Here is a 22718-nt window from a genome sequence, read left to right on the forward strand (position 1 = left end):
CGATGGACAACAGGTTGATATTCCTGTACCACCTCTTTTCCGTTTGAGCAATGGGGGGACGCAGGAGGATAGGGTAAGCGCACTGCTGGATATGTGCGTCTAAGCAGTTAGGCTGATGATGAGGCAAATCCCATCATCGTGAAGGCTGAGCTGTGATAGCGAGCGAATTATAGTAGCGAAGTTCCTGATTCCACACTGCCAAGAAAAGCCTCTAGCGAGGAAAAAGGTGCCCGTACCGCAAACCGACACAGGTAGGCGAGGAGAGAATCCTAAGGTGAGCGAGAGAACTCTCGTTAAGGAACTCGGCAAAATGACCCCGTAACTTCGGGAGAAGGGGTGCTCTGGTAGGGTGCAAGCCCGAGAGAGCCGCAGTGAATAGGCCCAGGCGACTGTTTAGCAAAAACACAGGTCTCTGCGAAGCCGTAAGGCGAAGTATAGGGGCTGACGCCTGCCCGGTGCTGGAAGGTTAAGAGGAGTGCTTAGCGCAAGCGAAGGTGCGAATCGAAGCCCCAGTAAACGGCGGCCGTAACTATAACGGTCCTAAGGTAGCGAAATTCCTTGTCGGGTAAGTTCCGACCCGCACGAAAGGCGTAACGATCTGGGCACTGTCTCAACGAGAGACTCGGTGAAATTATAGTACCTGTGAAGATGCAGGTTACCCGCGACAGGACGGAAAGACCCCGTGGAGCTTTACTGTAGCCTGATATTGAATTTTGGTACAGCTTGTACAGGATAGGTAGGAGCCTTGGAAGCCGGAGCGCCAGCTTCGGTGGAGGCATCGGTGGGATACTACCCTGGCTGTATTGAAATTCTAACCCGCGCCCCTTATCGGGGTGGGAGACAGTGTCAGGTGGGCAGTTTGACTGGGGCGGTCGCCTCCTAAAGAGTAACGGAGGCGCCCAAAGGTTCCCTCAGAATGGTTGGAAATCATTCGCAGAGTGTAAAGGCACAAGGGAGCTTGACTGCGAGACCTACAAGTCGAGCAGGGACGAAAGTCGGGCTTAGTGATCCGGTGGTTCCGCATGGAAGGGCCATCGCTCAACGGATAAAAGCTACCCCGGGGATAACAGGCTTATCTCCCCCAAGAGTCCACATCGACGGGGAGGTTTGGCACCTCGATGTCGGCTCATCGCATCCTGGGGCTGTAGTCGGTCCCAAGGGTTGGGCTGTTCGCCCATTAAAGCGGTACGCGAGCTGGGTTCAGAACGTCGTGAGACAGTTCGGTCCCTATCCGTCGTGGGCGCAGGAAATTTGAGAGGAGCTGTCCTTAGTACGAGAGGACCGGGATGGACGCACCGCTGGTGTACCAGTTGTCTTGCCAAAGGCATCGCTGGGTAGCTATGTGCGGAAGGGATAAGTGCTGAAAGCATCTAAGCATGAAGCCCCCCTCGAGATGAGATTTCCCATCACGTAAGTGAGTAAGATCCCTAGAAGATGACTAGGTAGATAGGTCAGAGATGGAAGCATGGCGACATGTGGAGTTGACTGATACTAATCGATCGAGGACTTAACCACAAAGAGTCATTTTTAAATGAACAACATTGGTCGATATTCGGCTTTCTTGACATCAATTCTTTATCTAGTTTTGAAGGAACAACCCTTCAATTGAATATTCGTCTGGTGACAATGGCGAAGAGGTCACACCCGTTCCCATGCCGAACACGGAAGTTAAGCTCTTCAGCGCCGATGGTAGTTGGGGGATCTCCCCCTGTGAGAGTAGGACGTCGCCAGGCGAAATATTTTTTTGCACAATCACTTTATTTGTGAAGCTGCATATAGTAATATAGAAAGTATCACCTTAAGTACCATTTCTATCGTCGCGGGGTGGAGCAGTTCGGTAGCTCGTCGGGCTCATAACCCGAAGGTCGCAGGTTCAAATCCTGTCCCCGCAATACCATTTTTGACTTGGTTTTATAAAGGGTTATCAATAATACTTTATAAATCACGCATGGATAGTTATTTTCGCTATTGCGAGATATTGAAACCTATTTTGCTTACGCAAATAATGAAAGTTATTTTGCTTACGCAAAAAACTTTGGTCCGGTAGTTCAGTTGGTTAGAATGCCTGCCTGTCACGCAGGAGGTCGCGGGTTCGAGTCCCGTCCGGACCGCCAGATTTGTTTATTCAAACGAAACCTTTGTTTCGTTTTTTTTATTGCCTATTATATCATTAACTTTACTCATATACCCCAAAAAGGGTAAACTACATATATACATTCTCCCTTAGGGTAACAGACGATCCTAAGGGTTTTTTATACTTCATTTACAATCGAGGAGATAACATGAATCAGTATGAGTTAATAACCACTAGTCCAGAGGAGACTGGAGCGTTTGCCGAGAAGTTGGCAACATACCTGCAGCCTGGGGATGTGTTAACATTAGAAGGTGATCTTGGAGCGGGAAAAACGACGTTTACTAAGGGATTGGCGAAAGGCCTTGGTATTTCGAAGACCGTAAACAGTCCAACCTTCACAATCATAAAAGAATATCGGGGGCGTTTGCCTCTCTATCATATGGATGTTTATCGGCTGGATGATTCCTTTGAAGACTTGGGATTCGATGAATATTTTGAGGGGGAAGGTGTGACCGTCGTTGAGTGGGCTCACTTGATTCAAGATCAACTCCCGAAAGCACTATTGGGTTTATCAATTTTCAGGGAAGGTGATTCTGAAAGAAGAATCGTGTTGAAACCTAATGGAGAAAGATATAGAGAGTTGTGTAAGGAGGTTGTTTTATGACGATATTATCCATCGATACCTCTAATTATCCTTTAGGTGTTGCCCTGAGTGAAGAGGATAAGGTGATTGGAGAGTATATTACCTATATAAAAAAAAATCATTCTGTAAGGGCGATGCCTGCTATTGAACAATTGATGGAGGATTGTGGGATAGAGGCTAAGGACTTAACGAAGATTGTCGTAGCAAATGGACCCGGTTCTTATACAGGTGTCCGCATTGGAGTTACGTTAGCAAAGACGCTGGCATGGTCATTGAATATTCCTCTTATACCCGTATCAAGTCTTGCCACACTGGCTTCGTCTGGACGATATTTTCCCGGTTATATTGTACCTTTATTTGATGCAAGAAGAGGTCAGGTATACACAGGACTGTATGAATTCAAGGACGATCAACTTACGTGTGTTGAAAAAGATTGTAATATAATGCTTGATAAATGGGCCACTACGTTAAAAGATTTAAATAAAGATATCTTATTCGTAGGTAATGATGTAACGATTCATGAAAGCACCATTAAAGAGATAGTAGGAGATCAAGCGAAGATTGCTCCATTTATCAGTCATAATCCACGTCCCTCTGAGCTCGCTTTCATAGGGGCCGGTTTACCTGAAACTTCAGCCCATGAGGTACTCCCTAATTATATACGAATGGCTGAAGCAGAAGTGAAATGGCTGGAATCTCAAAAAAATTCTTAATAGAGATAGAGGATCGTTAGAAAATGGACATACGATTTATGACGGTTGATGATTTAGATGCTGTAATGGACATTGAAATGAAATCTTTTAGCATTCCTTGGAGTCGAGACGCTTTCTTGAATGAGATTGAACATAACCATCTATCTACCTATCTTGTTGTCGAGGATGGCGACCATGTTGCGGGATATTGTGGAGTGTGGCTTGTGGTGGATGAGGCTCATATCACCAATGTAGCCGTGCTCCCCGAATACCGGGGACAGGGACTGGGTGAAGGTCTTATGCGTAAGATCATGGGCATTGCCACCCAGTTTGGAGCTCGTGTGATGACCCTTGAAGTCAGAGTATCCAATGTAGCTGCACAGCATTTATACAGAAAGCTTGGGTTCCAAGATGGTGGAATTCGGAAGCGGTATTATTCGGATAATCAAGAAGATGCTTTAGTAATGTGGGTGAATTTATGAATAAAGATACGTTTGTACTGGGAATTGAGACGAGCTGTGATGAAACGGCTGTCGCGATTATTAAAAATGGAACTGAGATTGTGACGAATATTGTTTCCTCTCAGATTGAAAGTCATAAGCGATTCGGTGGAGTGGTACCTGAAATTGCTTCTCGTCATCACGTGGAGCAGGTCACATATGTGTTAGAGGAAGCGCTTCAACAAGCCGGGATGACGATGGAGGAGATTGATTGTGTGGCCGTGACGGAGGGTCCTGGTTTAGTAGGAGCACTTCTGATTGGGGTAAACGCAGCAAAGGCACTTGCTTTTGCTCACAATAAACCGTTAGTGGGTGTCCATCATATTGCGGGGCATATCTATGCGAATCGTCTAGTGAAAGAGATGAAGTTTCCTCTTCTTTCTTTGGTTGTATCCGGGGGACATACGGAGCTTGTGTTAATGAAAGAGCATGGTTCGTTTCAGGTAATTGGAGAAACACGGGATGACGCTGCCGGGGAGGCCTATGATAAGGTAGCGCGAACATTGAGTCTTCCTTATCCAGGTGGCCCCCATATCGATCGGCTGGCTCAAGAAGGAGAACCTACCCTTGATTTGCCGCGGGCATGGCTTGAGGAAGGTTCATTTGATTTCAGTTTTAGTGGATTGAAATCGGCTGTTATTAACACACTGCACAACGCCAAGCAAAAAGGGGTAACCATTCATCCACAAGACCTGGCAGCCAGTTTTCAGGCTAGTGTGATTGATGTGTTGGTAACGAAGACGGTTAAGGCTGTGGAGGAATATAAAGTCGAGCAGGTGTTATTGGCTGGCGGGGTTGCAGCTAATAAAGGGTTACGGGGAGCTCTTAATGATGCGTTTGAAGAAATAGAAGCTGAGCTGGTCATCCCGCCGTTATCCCTTTGTACAGATAATGCCGCTATGATTGCAGCGGCAGGAACGGTTTTATTCGAACAAGGAAAAAGAGGCGGCATGGATATGAATGCACATCCCGGGCTTGATATAGAGAATTTTTAATAGTGAAAGCTTAAACGTTAACTTCGTTTAAGCTTTTTCTCTTTGTAGAACTGTTATTTACAAGTTGTTAATAGACGGAGGAACATGTGAATATCTTGTGGTTAACTTATAGCAAAAAAGGTAGCAAGAAAAGAAAAAGGAACGAACATACGTTTTATCAACAGTTTGTGGATAAGTTGTTAATAACTTTGTATAAGTTGTGTACATTATGTGAAAAAGGGATGGGAAAAATAGCCTATTCCATACAATCGACTGTGGATAATTCAGGTTTTGAATGTGGATAATGTGGAAAAGTTGTGTGAATAACGGTTGTTTAGGATTTTGATTGTGGATAATGATGTGGAATAAGAAAAGGGCGGGGAGCAAGATGTTTGAATACTTATCCCCAACCCTGTGGATTATTGTTCTCCTTGAAGAAGTTCTTCTAGTTCTGTCCATTCTTCCAATAGAGATTCAAGCTCTTCTTTTTCTTTTGTCAGTGCTTCATTGATATCTTGGACTTTTTCATGATCTTGAAAGATCTCCGGGTCGCAAAGGAGGTCTTCTTTTTCTTGAATATTTTCTTCCAGGATTTCCATTTGGTTTTCAATTTCGTCGACTCTTCTTCTTCGTTGACGCTCAAGTTTTTTTGCTTCTTTATCGATTTTATGAGATTGCTTTTGAATGGTACCTTGTGAAACAGGTTGCCCTTGCTCCATCTGCTCGAGTGCTGCCAGTTCTTCCTGCTGTTGCAATTTTTCTATATAATAATCATAATCGCCAAGATATTCTGTTGATCCCTTCCTGGAAAGTTCAACAACCTTTGTAGCGATGCGATTGATGAAATAACGGTCATGAGACACAAAAAGGATCGTTCCTGGATAGTCAATCAAGGCATTCTCCAATACTTCTTTACTGTCCAAGTCAAGATGGTTTGTCGGTTCGTCCAGGATGAGGACATTCCCTTTTTCCATCATAAGTTTGGAGAGAGCGAGTCGAGCTTTCTCTCCACCGCTAAGTGTGGAAACAGGCTTTAAGACATCTTCCCCTGAGAATAAAAAGTTTCCGAGTACGGTTCTGATTTCTTTTTCCATTTTCATCGGGTACTCGTCCCACAGCTCATTTAAAACGGTCTTATTGGAAGAGAGTTCAGCTTGTTCTTGATCGTAATAACTAATCGAAACATTTGAACCAAATTTAAACCCACCTTCAAGAGGATGGAGTTTATTCACTAATGTTTTCAATAGGGTAGACTTACCGATACCGTTAGGACCAACAAGAGCGATGCTGTCTCCCTTTTTTATAGAGAAATCGATGTGAGATGAAATCTGTTCGGCTTTACCATATCCGATGGTCAGATCTTGGACGTGAAGAACATCATTCCCGCTTGGACGATCAATTTGAAAAGCGAAGTTGGCAGATTTCTCATCTCCCAGCGGTTTATCCATTATATCCATTCGTTCCAGTTTTTTTCTGCGGCTTTGGGCCATTTTGGTAGTAGAAGCACGGGCGATATTTCGTTGGATAAAGTCTTCGAGTTTGGCGACTTCCTGTTGCTGGCGCTCGAACATCTTGAGATCCTTCTCGTAGTCTTCTGCTTTCTGTTCAAGGTATTTACTGTAGTTACCCAAGTATTTTTTGCTTCGATTTCGTGAAATTTCATACACTTGATTGACGACGCTATCCAAGAAGTAACGATCATGGGAAACGATCAGGACAGCACCTTCATAGCTTTGAAGGTACGTCTCAAGCCACGATAAAGTCTCAATATCAAGGTGGTTGGTAGGCTCATCAAGAATAAGGATGTCCGGCTTGGTCAATAGAAGCTTACCAAGTGCCAGACGGGTTTTCTGACCACCGCTTAAAGTAGAGATCTTCGTTTCATAATCAAAGTCGGCAAAATTCAATCCATGAAGGACAGAACGAATATCGGCTTCATATTGATAGCCGCCGGAATCTTTGAAGCGTACTTGAAGCTCATCATATTCCTTTAATACCCGTTGATATAAATCTTCTTGTTCATAAACAGAAGGATCGGCCATTTGTTTCTCAAGTTGTCTTAATTGTTTTTCCTGAGTTTGTAATTCTTCGAATACGGTCAGCATTTCTGACCAAATCGAAAGCTCTGATTCCAAGCCTGTGTTTTGCGCGAGGTATCCAATGGAAACCCCTTTTGGTTTCGTGATATCTCCGGAGTCATAGGAGAGATGACCTGCAATTATTTTTAGAAGAGTCGATTTTCCTGCTCCGTTGCGTCCAACGAGAGCCACCCGATCTCTTGTCTGTATCTCAAGCTTAATATTTGATAGGATATTATCGGCACCAAAGTTTTTCGTAAGTTGATTCACTTGTAGTAGAATCATGACGTTTCACCTCTATTTCATAGTGCTAGTGTACCGTATTATGGAGGGGAACGGCAATAAATCGACTATTAATCTTCGTACACTTAGGATAAAATATAGTGTATGATGGGAAGTAGAGTTTTAAATTCTGTATGCTTTCTATTTTGGAAGCGGTATCAGAGGTTTTTGAATAGATGTGGGGGAATACAATATGAACCAGGATACAACGAAAATTCCACAGGCAACGGCTAAGCGCCTTCCGCTATATTATCGCTTTATTAAGAATCTGTACTCATCGGGAAAGCAGAGAGTTTCATCGAAAGAATTGAGTGAAGCGGTGAAGGTTGATTCTGCTACGATACGCAGAGATTTTTCTTATTTTGGTGCTTTGGGGAAAAAGGGTTATGGATACAATGTAAATTACCTTTTATCCTTTTTTCGTAAGACATTAGATCAAGATGCCATTACGAAGGTTGTACTGATAGGAGTAGGGAATCTCGGTACAGCTTTTCTTCATTATAATTTCATAAAAAATAATAATACTAAGATTGAAATGGCTTTTGAAGTGGATGAAAAGAAGGTTGGGACGCAAATCAGCGATGTACCCGTTTTTCATTTAGATGATTTAGAAGAGCGTCTTGAGGGGCATGATATTGAAGTGGCCATTCTAACGGTTCCGGCATCTTCTGCTCAAAATATCACAGACCGATTGGTTTCTTCTAATATTAAGGGGATCCTGAATTTCACTCCTGCGAGATTGACGGTTCCGGACCATATTCGCGTGCATCATATTGATTTAGCAGTTGAGCTTCAATCGCTGGTATATTTCTTAAAGCATTATTCAGAGGATGACACGGAAATGTCACAAGATGGAATCATATCCGAATAGAAAATGATTCGTATATACGTTATGATAGAATGGTAAAAGAGGAGGTGTCTCATTATGTTAGGTGCAGGTAGTATTGTACTGATAACGGTTGTTGCTTTACTGATTTTCGGACCAAAGAAATTGCCTGAGTTAGGGAAAGCAGCTGGTAATACATTACGTGAATTTAAAAATGCAACAAAGGGCTTAGCAGATGATGAGGACGATACTAGTAAAAAAGCTAAGTAGGGTAGGATGAACGCCATGAGTCAAAGTCAAAGAGACATGACAGTCTATGAACATATAGGAGAATTGCAAAAACGACTCATGTTTGTAGTCGTTTTCTTCTTGTTAGCGGTAATCGTCAGTTTTTTTCTTGCGGAGCCGTTGATTCGATATTTGCAGCACGCAGATGAAGCGAAAGAATTAACCATGAACGCTTTCAGGATCACAGATCCTCTCAAAATCTATATGGAGATGATCATGTTTATTGCGATCATCATGACATCACCCATCATTCTATATCAAGTATGGTCGTTCGTAAGTCCAGGCTTATATGAGAAAGAGAGAAAGGTAACGCTCAGTTACATACCGATTTCTGTCCTTCTCTTCTTAGGTGGATTGTCATTTTCATATTTTATTTTGTTTCCATATGTCGTGAAATTCATGATGGGTTTATCCACCAATCTGAATATCGAGCAAGTAATTGGAATTAATGAATACTTTCATTTCCTGTTTCAAATAACCATCCCATTCGGCTTTCTATTTCAACTGCCGGTTATAATGCTGTTTCTGACACGCCTGGGGATTATTACCCCGATGCTCCTGGTACAAATGAGAAAAGTGGCGTACTTCATATTGTTAGTCGTCGCGGCTTTTATTACACCGCCGGACATCGTCTCGCATTTAATGGTAACCGTTCCTTTGCTTCTTCTTTATGAAATCAGTATTTGGATCTCTAAGATCGGATTTAAGAAGGTTTTAGAAGCAGAACAAAAGCTTGAAATGGAACAATTTGAGGATATAAATAAGGATTGATCAAATGATCAATCCTTATTTTTTATTCTCTATTTTCTTTTTGATCTTGAAATGCAGCATCACCATCCGCAACCCGGATCCAAAATCAAGGGTTGCCAGAAAGACGAGCATATAAGTGAAAAATCCCCAACCATCATCCTGTACATTTTGCACAGCAAAGTATGTGAAGAGCACACCGAGAAGGAGATAGATCACGCCTGAAAATAGTGGTGATCTCCTCATAGAAATAATCCTCCAATAAATCCTTGTATTTGTTCAGCTTCGTTGATCATTTTTTCAATTTCATCCTTATAAATAGATTGCATTAGAACGACCGTTGTATTCATGGCAACGTGGGCAAATATTGGAACCAGAATCCGCTTCGTTTTGACGTATAGAAACGCAAACGTAAAGCCCATTGCAGAGTACAAGATCACATGCTCAGGCTCAAAATGAGCAAGGGCAAAGATAACAGAACTGATTAACGCGGCGAAGAAGAAATTCATCTTCTCGTAAAGTACACCGAAGATAATCTTTCTGAAAACAATCTCTTCTAATATAGGGCCAATGATCGCAGCGACCATCATCGATAGCGGTACCTTTTCGATAATCCCGATAATCATTTGCGTATTTTCAGATCCCATCTCGATCCCTAACGCATACTCAATTTGTATTGCGATGGATTGAGCGATGAACGCCATAAATATCCCCACTATAGCCCACACAATTGAACTTCCTGCATTCATTGGTGCGGAACGTTCAAGATTGGTGCTTGTCTCGCTCTTTCTCAGAATGCCCCAGACGACGAGGAGAGTTAATGTAAAGCTGATCACAAGCCAGTATCCCGGAACGACATTTCGTAATGTCTGCTCTGGAATCGCAAGGACATCAGCACCAATCTTAAATAAAAGGGGTATCCCGACAACACTGGAAAGCTGCATTACGATATAGGCAATTAAGATAAATCCGAAATGTTTTTTCAACGTTTGATCTCCTTTAATACCTGTTAGATGAAGGACTAATAATTCGTCCTGAACATACTCCTGTACAATTCTACTAAGAAAAGAGAAAGTGTTCAAATTTAAGGGGTTTGCTCTTCAATCGATTTAAGAATAAAGACGTATGGGGAGGCATAGTATAGGAGGGTGTGAAAAAAAGAGAAATATGACGAAAAAAATTTTAAGCAGGACTCTTGCAAAATGAAAACGAATTAATTAATATAATAGTTGTGTTAGCACTCACAACAAGCGAGTGCTAATAAATATCATTTACATAATTTCAAGGAGGTTGTTTCACTTGTTAAAACCACTAGGTGATCGCGTCGTTATCGAGCTAGTTGAGTCAGAAGAAAAAACAGCAAGCGGTATTGTGCTACCGGATTCCGCAAAGGAAAAGCCACAAGAAGGTAAAGTGATGGCTGTAGGTACTGGTCGCATTCTTGACAACGGTGAGCGCGTTGCTCTTGAGGTAGCTGTCGGCGATCGAATCATTTTCTCTAAATACGCTGGTACAGAAGTGAAATACCAAGGCACAGAATACTTGATCCTTCGTGATAGCGATATTCTGGCTGTAGTTGGCGAATAATCAAACTTCGTATATAAACAATATTCTATTTAAATAAGAGGAGGACTTTATCAATGGCTAAAGATATTAAATTCAGCGAAGAAGCACGCCGTTCCATGCTTCGCGGTGTAGATCAATTAGCAAATGCAGTAAAAGTAACTCTTGGACCAAAAGGACGTAACGTGGTACTTGAGAAGAAGTTCGGTTCACCACTTATTACAAATGATGGTGTAACGATTGCAAAAGAAATTGAATTAGAAGATGCATTCGAAAACATGGGTGCAAAACTGGTTGCTGAAGTAGCAAGCAAAACAAATGAAATCGCAGGTGATGGTACAACGACTGCAACGGTCCTTGCTCAAGCGATGATCCGCGAAGGTCTTAAAAACGTAACAGCCGGTGCTAACCCTGTTGGCGTTCGTAAAGGTATCGAAAAAGCGGTTCAAGCTGCTATCGAAGAATTAAAAGTGATCTCTAAGCCGATCGAAGGTAAAGATTCAATCGCTCAAGTTGCGGCAATCTCAGCGGCTGACGAAGAAGTGGGTCAACTGATTGCAGAAGCAATGGAGCGCGTGGGGAACGACGGTGTCATCACAATCGAAGAATCTAAAGGTTTCACTACTGAACTTGACGTAGTGGAAGGTATGCAGTTCGACCGTGGATATGCATCTCCATACATGGTCACTGATTCTGATAAAATGGAAGCTGTTCTTGAAAATCCATATATCTTAATCACTGACAAGAAAATCGGCAACATCCAAGAAGTACTTCCTGTTCTTGAGCAAGTCGTACAACAAGGTAAGCCACTATTAATGGTAGCTGAAGATGTTGAAGGTGAAGCTCTCGCAACACTTGTTGTGAACAAACTTCGCGGAACATTCAACGCTGTTGCTGTCAAAGCTCCTGGCTTCGGTGACCGTCGTAAAGCAATGCTAGAAGACTTAGCAGTACTTACTGGTGGAGAAGTGATCACAGAGGATCTTGGATTAGATCTTAAATCTGCGAACATCACTCAACTTGGCCGCGCTGCGAAAGTAGTGGTAACGAAAGAAAACACTACTGTCGTTGAAGGTTCTGGAGATCCGGAAAAAATCGCAGCTCGCGTAAATCAAATCCGTGCTCAATTAGAAGAGTCCACTTCTGAATTTGATAAAGAAAAATTACAAGAGCGCCTTGCTAAGCTTGCAGGTGGAGTAGCAGTCGTGAAAGTCGGAGCTGCAACTGAAACTGAGCTTAAAGAGCGTAAACTTCGTATCGAAGACGCATTGAACTCTACTCGTGCAGCAGTAGAAGAAGGTATCGTATCCGGTGGTGGTACTGCCCTTGTGAACGTATACAACAAAGTAGCATCAATCGAAGCGGATGCAGATGTAGCAACTGGTATTAACATCGTGCTGCGTGCTCTAGAAGAGCCGATCCGTCAAATCGCTCACAACGCTGGACTCGAAGGTTCTATCATCGTAGAACGTCTGAAGAAGGAAGAAGTAGGTGTCGGTTTCAACGCAGCTACTGGTGAGTGGGTAAACATGATCGAAAAAGGTATCGTAGATCCTACGAAAGTAACTCGTTCTGCGCTTCAAAACGCAGCGTCTGTAGCAGCAATGTTCTTGACTACTGAAGCGGTAGTTGCTGACATTCCTGAAGAAGGCGGCGGCATGCCTGACATGAGCGGCATGGGCGGCATGGGTGGAATGGGCGGCATGATGTAAAATGCCGACCGTTTCACTCTTGTGAAGCAGTCCGATGTATAAATAGTAAGTAAAAAGACTACTTCCTAGTTATAGGAGGTAGTCTTTTTAGTTATGAGCCAGGCTTCCATAATACCTTTAACAGTTCACCATCGAAAAGGTTCGTATCAATGTTACATGTTTCTGCGTCGATTCCATATTGCCATCCAAATGCCAGGGAGCCTTCCGGTGCTTCGGGATTGAATTCAGGTGCCTCTGCCTGAGTTGTGATTCCGACATTTGGTGAAGCAGTCCAAATATAATTTTCTTCCAGTATGGCGTTATTACTCTGAGCGGCTGCGTTATAAGATTGATATAAAGCTCTTTCAGGATCGAAGATTCCATAAATCCCTGATTCATAAGGGGAGGCAGAAATCGTTTCAAACCATCCTCTGATAAATTCCGCATCTACCGGATAGGTTGGTTCAATATCGGCAAATAGGGCGACACCAGAGGGAATCCCGAGATCCTGGGCATATCCGATTGCTTCTCTTGCTTCATTTATTCCATTTTCAAAACCTGTGGCATTGTTAAAATTGTTAAAGATAGGAAGGATATAGTCTCCTTTTGAATGAATCAAAGAAACCTGTTGGGGTGTGAGCCCTCTGGATATGTTCTCTCTCGTCTCGAGGTAGCGTCCAAAAACGGTCGGGTCCCCGAAGTTTTCTCTTACACAGGCATAAAAGCTTTCCGTTGTTTCACTGGCGGAATCGATACCCCACACAACTTCAGGTGTGGGTGACGGCGGCGGTGGATCTCCATCAGTCCCGCTTGCCTTATTTTCTACCGTATTCCGTACATTGATATCAGCTTCGTCACCGAGCTCGTTTTGGGTGGAATTTGAGAACGTGTAATTTCCATCTCCTTCAACGGAGTTTGTAATATTGTTTTTTAAGTCCCCGGAGGTTCCATTAACATCATTTTCAATAGAACTACTGATTTCCCCGTTCCCATCTCCCTTGCCATTGTTCATAATATTGTTTTCCAAATTGGCTGTCCCTTTCGACACCTGATTGGAGATGACGGTATCCACCTTTCCAACACTGCCGTAGATGTTATTTTTAACCGTATTGGTGATGATTATATTGGCTTTATTATTGTTTTTACCAATGTTATAAAAGGAAATAAATCCTGAGATCGCCATAATGAGAACCGCTAATAGAATGGTATATCCTGGTGTTACCCTCATATTCTCACCTATTCTTTCAGATTAAGAGTCATTTTCACTCCATAATATGAAGAAAGATTTGATTAGTGTGGGCCAGTAGAGAGTTTGTAGGCCTTATGGATGTTTAAGGGGTGATTGGATTAGGTAAAAAGTATCATAAGAGATCAATAATATACACAGCTTCCTCCACCATTCATTGAAAATGAAGAAGAAGGTGATGAAATGAATTATACTACGATGGCATTAAGGGAATTAGTTGAAAGAATCATTGCCGGCGATGAGGGGGCAAAAACGGAATTTGAACGGAGATGGGAAATTCCCTGGGAACAAGTAGGGACGGTACCGATTTCTATAGAGAAGAAGGATATAAAGGACTGAATGGTTCTCTCCACCAACGATGTGATAAAGTAGTGGAAGAACAGTTGAGAAAGAGGTTTTAACGATGACAATTAAGCAGTACTATCAAGATGCTTATACTAAAACATTTCAAACATCGATTCAAGATCAGCGACAGGATGAACAGGGGGGCTGGTACGTCGTGCTCGAAGAAACGGCATTCTACCCGACAGGCGGAGGCCAGCCCCATGATACTGGAACATTAAATCATCACCGGGTATTCAATGTGGAAGAAGTGAACGGAGAAATCCGTCATTACATAGAAGAGCCATTTGCAGATATTTCAGGGGACGTAAATGGACAGATCGATTGGGACAGACGCTTTGATCATATGCAACAGCACGCAGGGCAGCATATTTTATCTGCCGCTTTTGTGGAAACCTTCCAATATGAGACAATCAGTTTTCACTTAGGGAAAGAGATGTTAACCATCGATTTGGACGTAATGGATATAACTGAATCGGAGGCTTTGGAAGCAGAGGCATTAGCGAACCGTGTCATTCAAGAGAGCAGACTGATTGAAACAAAATGGATAACAGAAGCGGAATTGTCCCACTATCCATTAAGAAAACAGCCGACCGTCACCGACGATATCCGTTTAGTGATCATCCCGGATTTTGATTATAACGGATGCGGAGGTACCCATCCCCGTTCTACCAGTGAAGTCGGAGCGATTAAGATACTCGATTGGGAAAAGCATAAAGGGCATATCCGATTGCAGTTTGTGTGTGGGAATCGGGTGCTTGAGCAGTTGCACCGGAAACATGGTCTCTTAAGGGAATTGACGGGGGTATTGCAGGCTCCTGAAGAAAGTATGATACCTGCCGTTGGTCGGCTAATGGCAAAACAAAAAGACCAGGAAAGGGCACTGGAAGGTTTGAAGGAAGTTCTTTTGACATATGAAGCAGAAGGTTTACTCGGAGAAGGAACTCTGCAAGAAGGACATACATTGATTAAGAAAGCGTACGCAGGGCGTCCCATCCAAGAGCTCCAGAAAATCGCTCAACACATCGTCTCTAAGAGAGAAGATATGCTTGTGTTATTGGTTGTCCAAAATGATCAAAAACTCCAGCTCGTAGCGGCGAAGGGTTCGTCTCCAAGTGTTAACTTAAGGGAAATTGCTCACAAGGTCTTCCCTATGATTAACGGGAAAGGCGGAGGAAAGGAGTCGTTTGTGCAAGGTGGGGGAGAGGCTCTGATGAGTAAGGAAGAGCTTCTTGAAACACTGGTAAAACAAATATAGAAAAGGCTAAATGCCCACCCGGTATGTCCGGGTGGGCATTTTATAATATTCATTGCACCCATTCTGTTGATGACACATGAAAGAACCAAGGAGCTAGAGAAATAATCTTTTTTATTATTGAATGCTATCTAAACAAACGTTTGTTTAAAATGGAATTCTATTGTTTTTTTGAGATTGAACTGACAGCGACGCCATATCAGTCCTTGTCCCAATGCTACATATATGGTTAATCAAACGTTTGTTTAATACAAAAACTGTATAAGATCCCTTAAAAGAATGGAGATCTCCTTCCCGCGCCAACCCTAAACATTCGATATCCCACCCAAAATTGGTTAAAATAAAAAAGACAGACACTGTTCGAGAAATGGCTACAGCTTAAAGGAGAGAAATTCATGACGAACTATGCGGATGATAGTTTAGCTTTACATACAGATTTGTATCAGATTAATATGACAAAGGCGTATTGGGATGATAATTTTCATAATCGAAAGGCTGTTTTTGAAGTGTTCTTTCGAAAACTGCCTTTTGGGAATGGATATGCGGTGTTTGCCGGGCTTGAACGGATCATTGAATATGTGAAAAAGTTTCATTTCTCTGAGAGTGATATTGAGTATTTAAGGGAATTGGGTTATGAAGAGGAGTTCCTTCAGTATTTAGCGGACCTACGATTTACGGGGACGATCCGTTCGATGCAGGAAGGGGAGATTGCGTTCGGGAATGTTCCTCTTATCCGTGTCGAGGCCCCCTTGGCTCAGGCTCAGATACTGGAGACGGCAATCCTGAATATCGTGAACTATCAAACCCTGATTGCGACGAAGGCGAACCGTATCAAGCAAGTGGTCCAGGATGAAGTCGTGATGGAGTTCGGGACGAGACGGGCACATGAACTGGATGCAGCCATTTGGGGGACGCGTGCGGCTTATATTGGAGGCTTTGATGCGACAAGTAATGTTCGGGCTGGTAAGTTATTTGGGATCCCGGTATCAGGTACCCATGCCCATTCAATGGTTCAGGCTTATCAGGATGATTATCAGGCCTTCCATAAATACGCTGAGAGCCATAAGGACTGTGTGTTTTTAGTGGATACTTACGATACATTGAAATCGGGTGTACCCACGGCCATCCAGGTAGCAAAAGAGCTTGGCGACCGGATTCATTTCAAGGGTATTCGTTTGGACAGCGGTGATATGGCTTACTTATCCAAGAAAGCCCGTATAATGCTTGATGAAGCAGGATTTAATGAAACAAAGATCATTGCGTCAAATGACCTGGATGAATATACGATACTGAATTTAAAAGCCCAAGGGGCCAGGATCGATGTGTGGGGTGTGGGGACGAAGCTGATCACTGCCTATGATCAACCAGCTTTAGGTGCTGTATATAAACTCGCTTCCATTGAAAATGAATCGGGGGAAATGGAAGATACGATTAAAATATCGAGTAATGCCGAGAAGGTTTCAACACCTGGACTTAAAAAGGTTTATCGTATCATCAATACGGTTAATCATAAATCAGAAGGGGAATATATTGCCTTGGAGCATGAAAATCCTCAAAATGAAAGCCGACTGAAAATGTTTCATCCTGTACACACCTATATCAGTAAATTCATCACCAATTTCGAAGCGAGAGAGCTTCACCAGGATATTTTTAAAGATGGGGAGCTGGTTTATGAGTCTCCGTCACTTGAATCAATGAGATCCTTTGTGAATGAAAACCTCGACCTGTTGTGGGACGAGTATAAACGTTCCATGAACCCAGAGGGATACCCCGTGGATCTTAGTGAAGAATGCTGGACGAATAAAATGAATCTGATTCAAAAGGTTAAGGCAGAGGTAAAAGAGAAATTTAACAAAACGATGTAAACCCGATGAAAGATGGGTAAATTAATCAGATAAAAAAATGATAAAACCTAAACGGAGTGTGAAAACATGGATTCCCTTCAAAAACAAATTGTAGAAGAAATGATGGTAACCCCGGAAATCAACCCGCAGGAAGAAATACGCCGCAGTGTTGATTTTATGAAATCGTACTTAAAAAAGCATTCATTTTTGAAAAGCTTGGTCCTTGGCATTTCAGGCGGTCAGGATTCCACTTTATTAGGAAAACTTGCACAGATGGCGATCAACGAGATGAACGAGGAAACAGGGTCATCGGATTATGCTTTTTACGCAGTGAGACTTCCCTACGGTGAGCAGGGAGATGCAGAAGACGCCATTGATGCGGTCGAGTTCATCAGTCCATCAGTTTCTCTGACGGTTAATATCCAGCCTGCAGTCGATGCAAGCGTTGAAACTTTGAAGAAAAATGGCATCGAGCTTTCCGACTTTGTCAAAGGAAATGAAAAGGCACGTGAACGGATGAAAGTTCAATTCGCCATTGCTGCCATGAAGGATGGTGTGGTCCTTGGTACCGATCATTCTGCTGAAGCGGTTACAGGCTTTTATACGAAGTACGGTGATGGAGCGGCAGATCTCGTTCCCCTTTTCCGCCTGAACAAACGGCAAGGGAAGAAGCTCTTAATGGAACTTGGCTGTCCGGAACACTTATACAATAAGAAACCAACGGCAGACCTTGAGGAAGACCGTCCGCAACTTCCGGATGAAGAAGCCCTTGGCGTCACATACGATCAGCTGGATGATTACTTGGAAGGTAAAGAAGTGCCTCTTGAAGCAAAGAAAGCCATCGAAGGCCATTATTTAAAAACGCAACATAAACGTCATCTGCCTGTCACGGTGTTTGATGATTTTTGGAAATAATCAGTGAAAAAGCCGATCCTCATATTATTGAGGACCGGCTTTTTTTGTGATTTTCAAGGTGACTGTCATCTATAACACCATATGTCCTACCAAATCCCTAAAAATTCTGTATAAATGTGCCATTTTTTAGAGGAATTTCGACTTTTAAAACGAAAGTAATAATAGTTAAAGATGATTTCAGGAGGGGTAAGATGTCATACGAAATGGTGAATCCGAAGTTGCAAAGTATCATTGATAATATAGAAAAAGTCATGATCGGAAAGAGGAAGGTAGCGGAGCTGAGCGTGGTGTCCCTGTTAGCAGGCGGCCATGTACTGCTTGAAGACGTTCCGGGTGTCGGGAAAACGATGATGGTCCGGGCACTCGCCAAGTCGGTGGGGGCGAGCTTTAAACGAATTCAATTTACACCGGATTTATTGCCTTCCGATGTTATTGGTGTCTCGATTTATAATCCAAAGGAAATGGAATTTACGTTCAGGCCCGGGCCGATAATGGGGAACATCATCTTGGCGGATGAAATTAATCGGACGTCACCGAAGACACAATCCGCATTACTCGAAGGGATGGAAGAGAGCAGCGTAACGATAGACGGGTTGACCCGAAAGCTTGATAAACCTTTCTTTGTTATGGCGACCCAAAATCCGATCGAGTATGAAGGGACGTATCCTCTACCTGAGGCGCAGCTTGATCGCTTCTTATTAAAGATGAAAATGGGGTATCCCGAACCGGAAGAAGAGATGGAGGTTCTGCATCGCGCTCAGAAAAACCCGCCCATCGATGAGTTGGAGCCTGTGATGACCCTGGAGGAATTGAGATATATTCAAGGAGAAGTGAAGGACGTATTGGTCGATGACACCATCAAGAAATACATTGTCGAAATCGCGAATCGAACCCGGATTCACGCCAATGTTTATTTAGGAGCGAGCCCACGTGGATCGATTGCGTTAATGAAGGCATGTCAGGCTTATGCCTTTTTAAGAGGGAGGGATTATGTGGTCCCCGACGATGTTCAATTCTTGGCTCCCTTTGTTTTCTCTCACAGAATCATAATGAAGTCAGAAGCGAGATATGAAGGCATCACCCCTGAAGAAGTAGTGGAGAGAGTGATGGCGCGTATCCCGGTTCCCGTACAAAGGCTTGTGAGATAGGATGAAAACGAAACTTCAATTTCTTAAACCACTTGGGAAGTTTCTGCTTCTGCTCATTTTAGTGGGGATCTCGTTTTCGTATGCGATGTTCCAGGGTGGATTCGTCAGCTGGTTTTTGTTTTATAGCTTTCTACCGTTTGCTCTCTATGCTGTTCTCGTATTCTTATATCCTCTTTCAGAGTTTTATGTAGAGAGGAGCTTCGAATCAAATGAGTACAAAGCGGGGGATGAGTTGAAGGTTACAATCACCCTTTCGCGTAAATTACCCTTTCCTTTATTTTACATGGTGTTAGAGGATGTGGTAACGGATTCCGTGTTTCATCATTCAAGTTTTCAAAAGGCGAAAGCGATGATCCACCCTGGGTTCAGGAAACGGATCAAGCTTACGTATTACATAGAAGAGCTACCTCGCGGAGAACATATTTTCTCCGCTGTCAGGCTCCGGACAGGTGATTTCTTTGGCGTATTTGAAAAGGAAGCGACGGTGGAATGTACCAATAAGCTCCTGGTCTACCCATCGTTTGTGGATCTCCCTTACCGTCCTTTAGAAAATCGCTATGATCAAGGAATGACCACTTCAAGTGTGAAGATTCAAAAAGACACGACCATGGCAACGGGTATACGTGACTATCAACCGGGGGACCGCTTCTCATGGATTCATTGGAAAACCTTTGCCAGGACCAATGAACTGATGACGAAAGAGTTTGAGGAGCGACAATCCCATGATGTTCTGATTGTATTGGATCGGGAAGCGTCGTCTGCTTTTGAAGGAATGGTGACATTCACTGCTTCTATGATTCGCTCCATTTTGAAAAAAGGCGCTCAAGTAGGCCTTGTCTCAATCGGGGAAGATCATGTCTCATTTCCCATTCGCGGTGGGGACGAACACAAAAACCAGCTTTATTATCATTTAGCTAAAGTCAGGCAAGACAGCCCTTACGCTTTAGGGAAAATCCTTCAAGGAGAGGGTTTGAATTACTCTCAGTCTGCCGCTGTGCTGTTTGTGACTTCGTCTGTTTCGAAGAAGATGATTATGAGTGTGAATGAATATGCGAAGCGGAATAGTTCGGTTGTCATCTTTTTAGTGAAGCGGAAAGGGGACGCTTATACCGCAGAGGAGAAATCATTGAAAGCCTACGCCTCCTCCCGTGGTATTCGAATGAAAGTATGCTTTGAAGGTGATTTCTCTTCTGCCTTTATGGAGGTGAAACGGGCATGAGTATTGAAACACAGAAACACCGGGTCTTTACGGTTATGATTTATCTGTTTGGATTCCTGCTTCTATGGGAGTGGCTGAAGCCCCTTCAGGTTGTGACGGATACAGGGAGTTTGACGTACTTCATCGTCTTTATCGCTCTATCACTCGTCCTGTCGTATTTAAGAATTCATTATTTCATAACCGCACCGGTTAAAATCCTTTTTATCCTGTATAGCCTTCATGGATTGTACTATACAGGTTCTTTCTTTTCTCTTGCTTGGCTTAGAAAGTTTAGTCATGACTTGTGGCTGAATATCGGATTGACGCTGGGGCGTGACTGGCCCGGCCTTTCGTTTGAGTATAGAAGCTTATTGTTCTTTATTCTATTATGGCTGATGACATACTTGATTTATTACTGGTTATCTGTACGAAAAACGATCCTCCTCTTTTATGTGATGACCGTAACATATGTTTGCCTTATTGATACCTTCACCATATATGAAGGGGATAAAGCGATTGTCCGGGTGGTCATTTTCGGCTTTCTCTTAATGGGGTTGTTGGCTCTAGAACGGTTGGTTCAAAGGGAGAACCTTCTTGGATCCAAGATGAGCAGGCACCGCTGGATTGTGCCACTTACGGTTATGCTTGGGGTGAGTTCAGTCGTTGCTTTCGCAGCGCCTAAGGCAAACCCCATCTGGCCGGATCCGGTTCCTTATATTCAATCCTTTGCAGAGGGAGCCGGGGGCAGCGGCGTGAACAAGATCGGGTATGACACAGATGACTCTCAGCTTGGCGGCCCCTTTGTCGGTGATCCTACTGTCGTTTTTAATGCGGAAGTAACAAGAGAACATTACTGGAAAATTGAAACGAAGGATTTATATACAGGCAAGGGCTGGGAGCAGTCCATTCCTGGTGACCAGGAGGAAGCTATCTCTTTTGAATCAGAAGAAATGGTTCCCTTCACAACCAACGAACCGGATGGAGAAAGGGAAGTGGAAACAGAGAGGGTAACGGTGGAACGAACCTATTCCCATGTTGTCTATCCTTATGGGGTGGAGAGAATAGTCGGAAATGAAGAAGGCTATTTTTCCTTCGATCCCGTTAACGAAAAGGTTACAAGTTATGAAGGGGAAGGCGAAACCATTCAATTAGGGGAATATGAACTTTCCTATCGCTCGCCTTCTTATTCTCAGAAGAAAATGAAAGCAGCTAATGAAAGTCAGGAAATCATGCAGAACCCGGAATTTGTGGATCGTTATACACAACTTCCGGAAACGACTCCCCAGCGTGTGAAGGATCTGGCACTTGAGATTACATCGGAGCAAGATAATTGGTATGACAAGGTCAGGGCGATCGAGAATTATTTTTCGAAAGAAGCTTATGTGTACGACCAATTTGATGTGCCGGTCCCTGAGGAAGGGCAGGATTATGTTGATCAGTTCTTATTTGAAACACAGAGAGGATACTGTGATAACTTCTCCACTTCCATGGTTGTATTAGTCCGGGCTCTTGGCATTCCTGCAAGATGGGCAAAGGGATATACAGAAGGGGAATACAGTAGACAAGTGGATACGACGTATAAGCAATATGAAGTGTCCAATAATAATGCTCACTCCTGGGTGGAGGTATTCTTCCCTGAGGTTGGTTGGGTTCCGTTCGAGCCTACTGTTGGATTCAGTAATAATGTTTCGTATCAGTATGACCTGGATGTACCTGAGTCGGATAACAACGAAGTCCCTGTTCCGGAGAAAGAGGAAGCTCCGAAACAGCCGATTCAACCTGAAGAAGACGATTCGAGAGCAGCGGGAAGCAGTTTTTCTCTTTCGAAGCTTTGGGATGACATTCAAACATTCTTTGTGGAAAACTGGGGCAAGCTTGTCATGGGATTCATACTCCTGCTTATCCTGGCAATTGCATTGTACCTCGTAAGAAGACGCTGGATGCCGTATGTCCTGATTTTCTATTATCGCAGAAAATCATCAGATGGAGTGTTTTCCGAAGCCTATCTTTCTCTAATCAAACAGCTTGAGAGATATGGACTGAAAATGGATGACGGGCAAACGTTAAGGGGCTATTCGCGATATATTGACTCATTCTTCGGTACCCATGAAATGACGAGTCTGACCAATAATTATGAACGTATTTTATATGGTCAGAGGCTGGCGGAAGAAGATTGGCCGAAGATGAGAGAATTATGGGAAAATTTAATTAAAAGGACAACTGGTTGACCCTTTTTAAAACAAGGTATAAAATGATGTCAAATTCATAATAGCGTTCGTTAGCATCCTTCGTATATCCTCGATAATACGGTTCGAAAGTATCTACCCGGTCACCTTAAATGACTGGACTATGAAGGCAGTGTTCTTAGTTGACATCCGTGTATGCAAAAAAACTAGAATTCTGCCTTTTTTT

20 protein-coding genes, 2 tRNA genes, 2 rRNA genes and 1 riboswitch (1 of these 25 only partly in view) are annotated in these 22718 nt (G+C 43.2%); of the genes, 20 read left to right on the top strand and 4 right to left on the bottom strand.

Annotated features, from left to right (window positions below; all coding sequences use genetic code 11):
• From ACCB35_RS01460 to tsaD, 8 genes are all read left to right on the top strand, one after another.
• Nucleotides 1-1515 (top strand): 23S ribosomal RNA (locus ACCB35_RS01460) (it extends 1420 nt beyond the left edge of the window).
• A gap of 101 nt (nt 1516-1616) precedes the next feature.
• Nucleotides 1617-1733, top strand: a 5S ribosomal RNA gene (gene rrf / locus ACCB35_RS01465).
• Nucleotides 1734-1818: 85 nt separating this feature from the next.
• Nucleotides 1819-1892, top strand: a tRNA-Met gene (locus tag ACCB35_RS01470).
• A 145-nt stretch (nt 1893-2037) separates the two neighbouring features.
• Nucleotides 2038-2114: transfer RNA gene (locus tag ACCB35_RS01475), tRNA-Asp, on the top strand.
• Between the two features lie 168 nt (nt 2115-2282).
• Nucleotides 2283-2738, top strand: a complete 456-nt coding sequence (tsaE, locus tag ACCB35_RS01480) for a tRNA (adenosine(37)-N6)-threonylcarbamoyltransferase complex ATPase subunit type 1 TsaE (protein WP_374055460.1) — start codon at nt 2283-2285, stop codon at nt 2736-2738.
• Entirely contained in the window at nt 2735-3430 is a 696-nt protein-coding gene (gene tsaB, locus ACCB35_RS01485; RefSeq protein ID WP_374055461.1) for a tRNA (adenosine(37)-N6)-threonylcarbamoyltransferase complex dimerization subunit type 1 TsaB, read from the top strand. Before tsaE ends, tsaB begins: the two co-directional genes overlap by 4 nt.
• A gap of 23 nt (nt 3431-3453) precedes the next feature.
• Complete coding sequence (gene rimI / locus ACCB35_RS01490; protein ID WP_374055462.1) at nt 3454-3891, top strand: ribosomal protein S18-alanine N-acetyltransferase; 438 nt, start codon at nt 3454-3456, stop codon at nt 3889-3891.
• Nucleotides 3888-4904: a tRNA (adenosine(37)-N6)-threonylcarbamoyltransferase complex transferase subunit TsaD gene (tsaD, locus tag ACCB35_RS01495; protein ID WP_374055463.1), complete on the top strand. Its 1017-nt coding sequence runs from the start codon at nt 3888-3890 to the stop codon at nt 4902-4904. Before rimI ends, tsaD begins: the two co-directional genes overlap by 4 nt.
• A 398-nt stretch (nt 4905-5302) precedes the next feature.
• On the opposite strand, the gene ACCB35_RS01500 is transcribed toward tsaD, so the two are convergent.
• Nucleotides 5303-7246 carry an ABC-F family ATP-binding cassette domain-containing protein gene (locus ACCB35_RS01500; RefSeq protein ID WP_374055464.1) on the bottom strand — a complete coding sequence of 648 codons (1944 nt, stop codon included), beginning with the start codon at nt 7244-7246 and terminating at the stop codon, nt 5303-5305.
• 190 nt (nt 7247-7436) lie between these two features.
• Here ACCB35_RS01500 and ACCB35_RS01505 point away from each other — a divergent pair, with 190 nt between their 5' ends.
• The 3 genes from ACCB35_RS01505 to tatC are packed head-to-tail and all read left to right on the top strand — an operon-like array spanning nt 7437 to nt 9128.
• Nucleotides 7437-8114, top strand: coding sequence for a redox-sensing transcriptional repressor Rex (locus tag ACCB35_RS01505; RefSeq protein ID WP_044340657.1), 678 nt, complete (start codon nt 7437-7439; stop codon nt 8112-8114).
• Between the two features lie 54 nt (nt 8115-8168).
• Nucleotides 8169-8339 (top strand): twin-arginine translocase TatA/TatE family subunit, encoded by a 171-nt coding sequence (locus ACCB35_RS01510; protein WP_374055465.1) that lies wholly within the window; start codon nt 8169-8171, stop codon nt 8337-8339.
• A gap of 15 nt (nt 8340-8354) precedes the next feature.
• Nucleotides 8355-9128, top strand: coding sequence for a twin-arginine translocase subunit TatC (gene tatC, locus ACCB35_RS01515; protein ID WP_374055466.1), 774 nt, complete (start codon nt 8355-8357; stop codon nt 9126-9128).
• A 15-nt stretch (nt 9129-9143) separates the two neighbouring features.
• Here the strand turns inward: tatC and ACCB35_RS01520 are convergent, their stop codons facing one another.
• Together ACCB35_RS01520 and ACCB35_RS01525 are read right to left on the bottom strand one after the other, a co-directional pair.
• A complete protein-coding gene (locus ACCB35_RS01520; protein ID WP_044340660.1) occupies nt 9144-9350 on the bottom strand; it encodes a YdiK family protein in 207 nt (68 codons plus the stop codon).
• Nucleotides 9347-10090 (bottom strand): lysostaphin resistance A-like protein, encoded by a 744-nt coding sequence (locus ACCB35_RS01525; RefSeq protein WP_374055467.1) that lies wholly within the window; start codon nt 10088-10090, stop codon nt 9347-9349. The genes ACCB35_RS01520 and ACCB35_RS01525 overlap by 4 nt, the downstream gene beginning before the upstream one ends.
• A 313-nt stretch (nt 10091-10403) precedes the next feature.
• Here ACCB35_RS01525 and groES point away from each other — a divergent pair, with 313 nt between their 5' ends.
• Both groES and groL read left to right on the top strand, forming a co-directional pair.
• Nucleotides 10404-10691, top strand: a complete 288-nt coding sequence (gene groES, locus ACCB35_RS01530) for a co-chaperone GroES (protein ID WP_034766060.1) — start codon at nt 10404-10406, stop codon at nt 10689-10691.
• Nucleotides 10692-10744: 53 nt separating this feature from the next.
• Nucleotides 10745-12379, top strand: a complete 1635-nt coding sequence (groL, locus tag ACCB35_RS01535; RefSeq protein ID WP_034766062.1) for a chaperonin GroEL — start codon at nt 10745-10747, stop codon at nt 12377-12379.
• Nucleotides 12380-12470: 91 nt separating this feature from the next.
• Here the strand turns inward: groL and ACCB35_RS01540 are convergent, their stop codons facing one another.
• Nucleotides 12471-13586, bottom strand: coding sequence for a glycoside hydrolase domain-containing protein (locus ACCB35_RS01540; protein ID WP_374055468.1), 1116 nt, complete (start codon nt 13584-13586; stop codon nt 12471-12473).
• A 201-nt stretch (nt 13587-13787) separates the two neighbouring features.
• Here ACCB35_RS01540 and ACCB35_RS01545 point away from each other — a divergent pair, with 201 nt between their 5' ends.
• The 7 genes from ACCB35_RS01545 (at nt 13788) to ACCB35_RS01575 (ending at nt 22534) form a co-directional block, all read left to right on the top strand.
• The gene (locus tag ACCB35_RS01545) at nt 13788-13943 is read left to right on the top strand and encodes a hypothetical protein (RefSeq protein ID WP_374055469.1); all 156 of its coding nucleotides are present in this window, start codon (nt 13788-13790) and stop codon (nt 13941-13943) included.
• Between the two features lie 64 nt (nt 13944-14007).
• Complete coding sequence (locus tag ACCB35_RS01550; protein WP_374055470.1) at nt 14008-15204, top strand: DHHA1 domain-containing protein; 1197 nt, start codon at nt 14008-14010, stop codon at nt 15202-15204.
• Nucleotides 15205-15596: 392 nt separating this feature from the next.
• Nucleotides 15597-17066: a nicotinate phosphoribosyltransferase gene (locus ACCB35_RS01555; RefSeq protein ID WP_374055471.1), complete on the top strand. Its 1470-nt coding sequence runs from the start codon at nt 15597-15599 to the stop codon at nt 17064-17066.
• A 66-nt stretch (nt 17067-17132) separates the two neighbouring features.
• A complete protein-coding gene (nadE, locus tag ACCB35_RS01560; RefSeq protein ID WP_374055472.1) occupies nt 17133-17960 on the top strand; it encodes an ammonia-dependent NAD(+) synthetase in 828 nt (275 codons plus the stop codon).
• 191 nt (nt 17961-18151) lie between these two features.
• A complete protein-coding gene (locus tag ACCB35_RS01565) occupies nt 18152-19108 on the top strand; it encodes an AAA family ATPase (protein ID WP_374055473.1) in 957 nt (318 codons plus the stop codon).
• 1 nt (nt 19109) lies between these two features.
• Nucleotides 19110-20327, top strand: coding sequence for a DUF58 domain-containing protein (locus ACCB35_RS01570; protein ID WP_374055474.1), 1218 nt, complete (start codon nt 19110-19112; stop codon nt 20325-20327).
• A complete protein-coding gene (locus tag ACCB35_RS01575) occupies nt 20324-22534 on the top strand; it encodes a DUF3488 and DUF4129 domain-containing transglutaminase family protein (RefSeq protein ID WP_374055475.1) in 2211 nt (736 codons plus the stop codon). The genes ACCB35_RS01570 and ACCB35_RS01575 overlap by 4 nt, the downstream gene beginning before the upstream one ends.
• A 40-nt stretch (nt 22535-22574) precedes the next feature.
• A riboswitch (purine riboswitch) is annotated at nt 22575-22676 on the top strand.
• Nucleotides 22677-22718: the final 42 nt, after the last annotated feature.

Source organism: Rossellomorea sp. FM04394 (genome assembly GCF_041889765.1).
Lineage (GTDB): Bacteria > Bacillota > Bacilli > Bacillales > Bacillaceae_B > Rossellomorea > Rossellomorea aquimaris_B.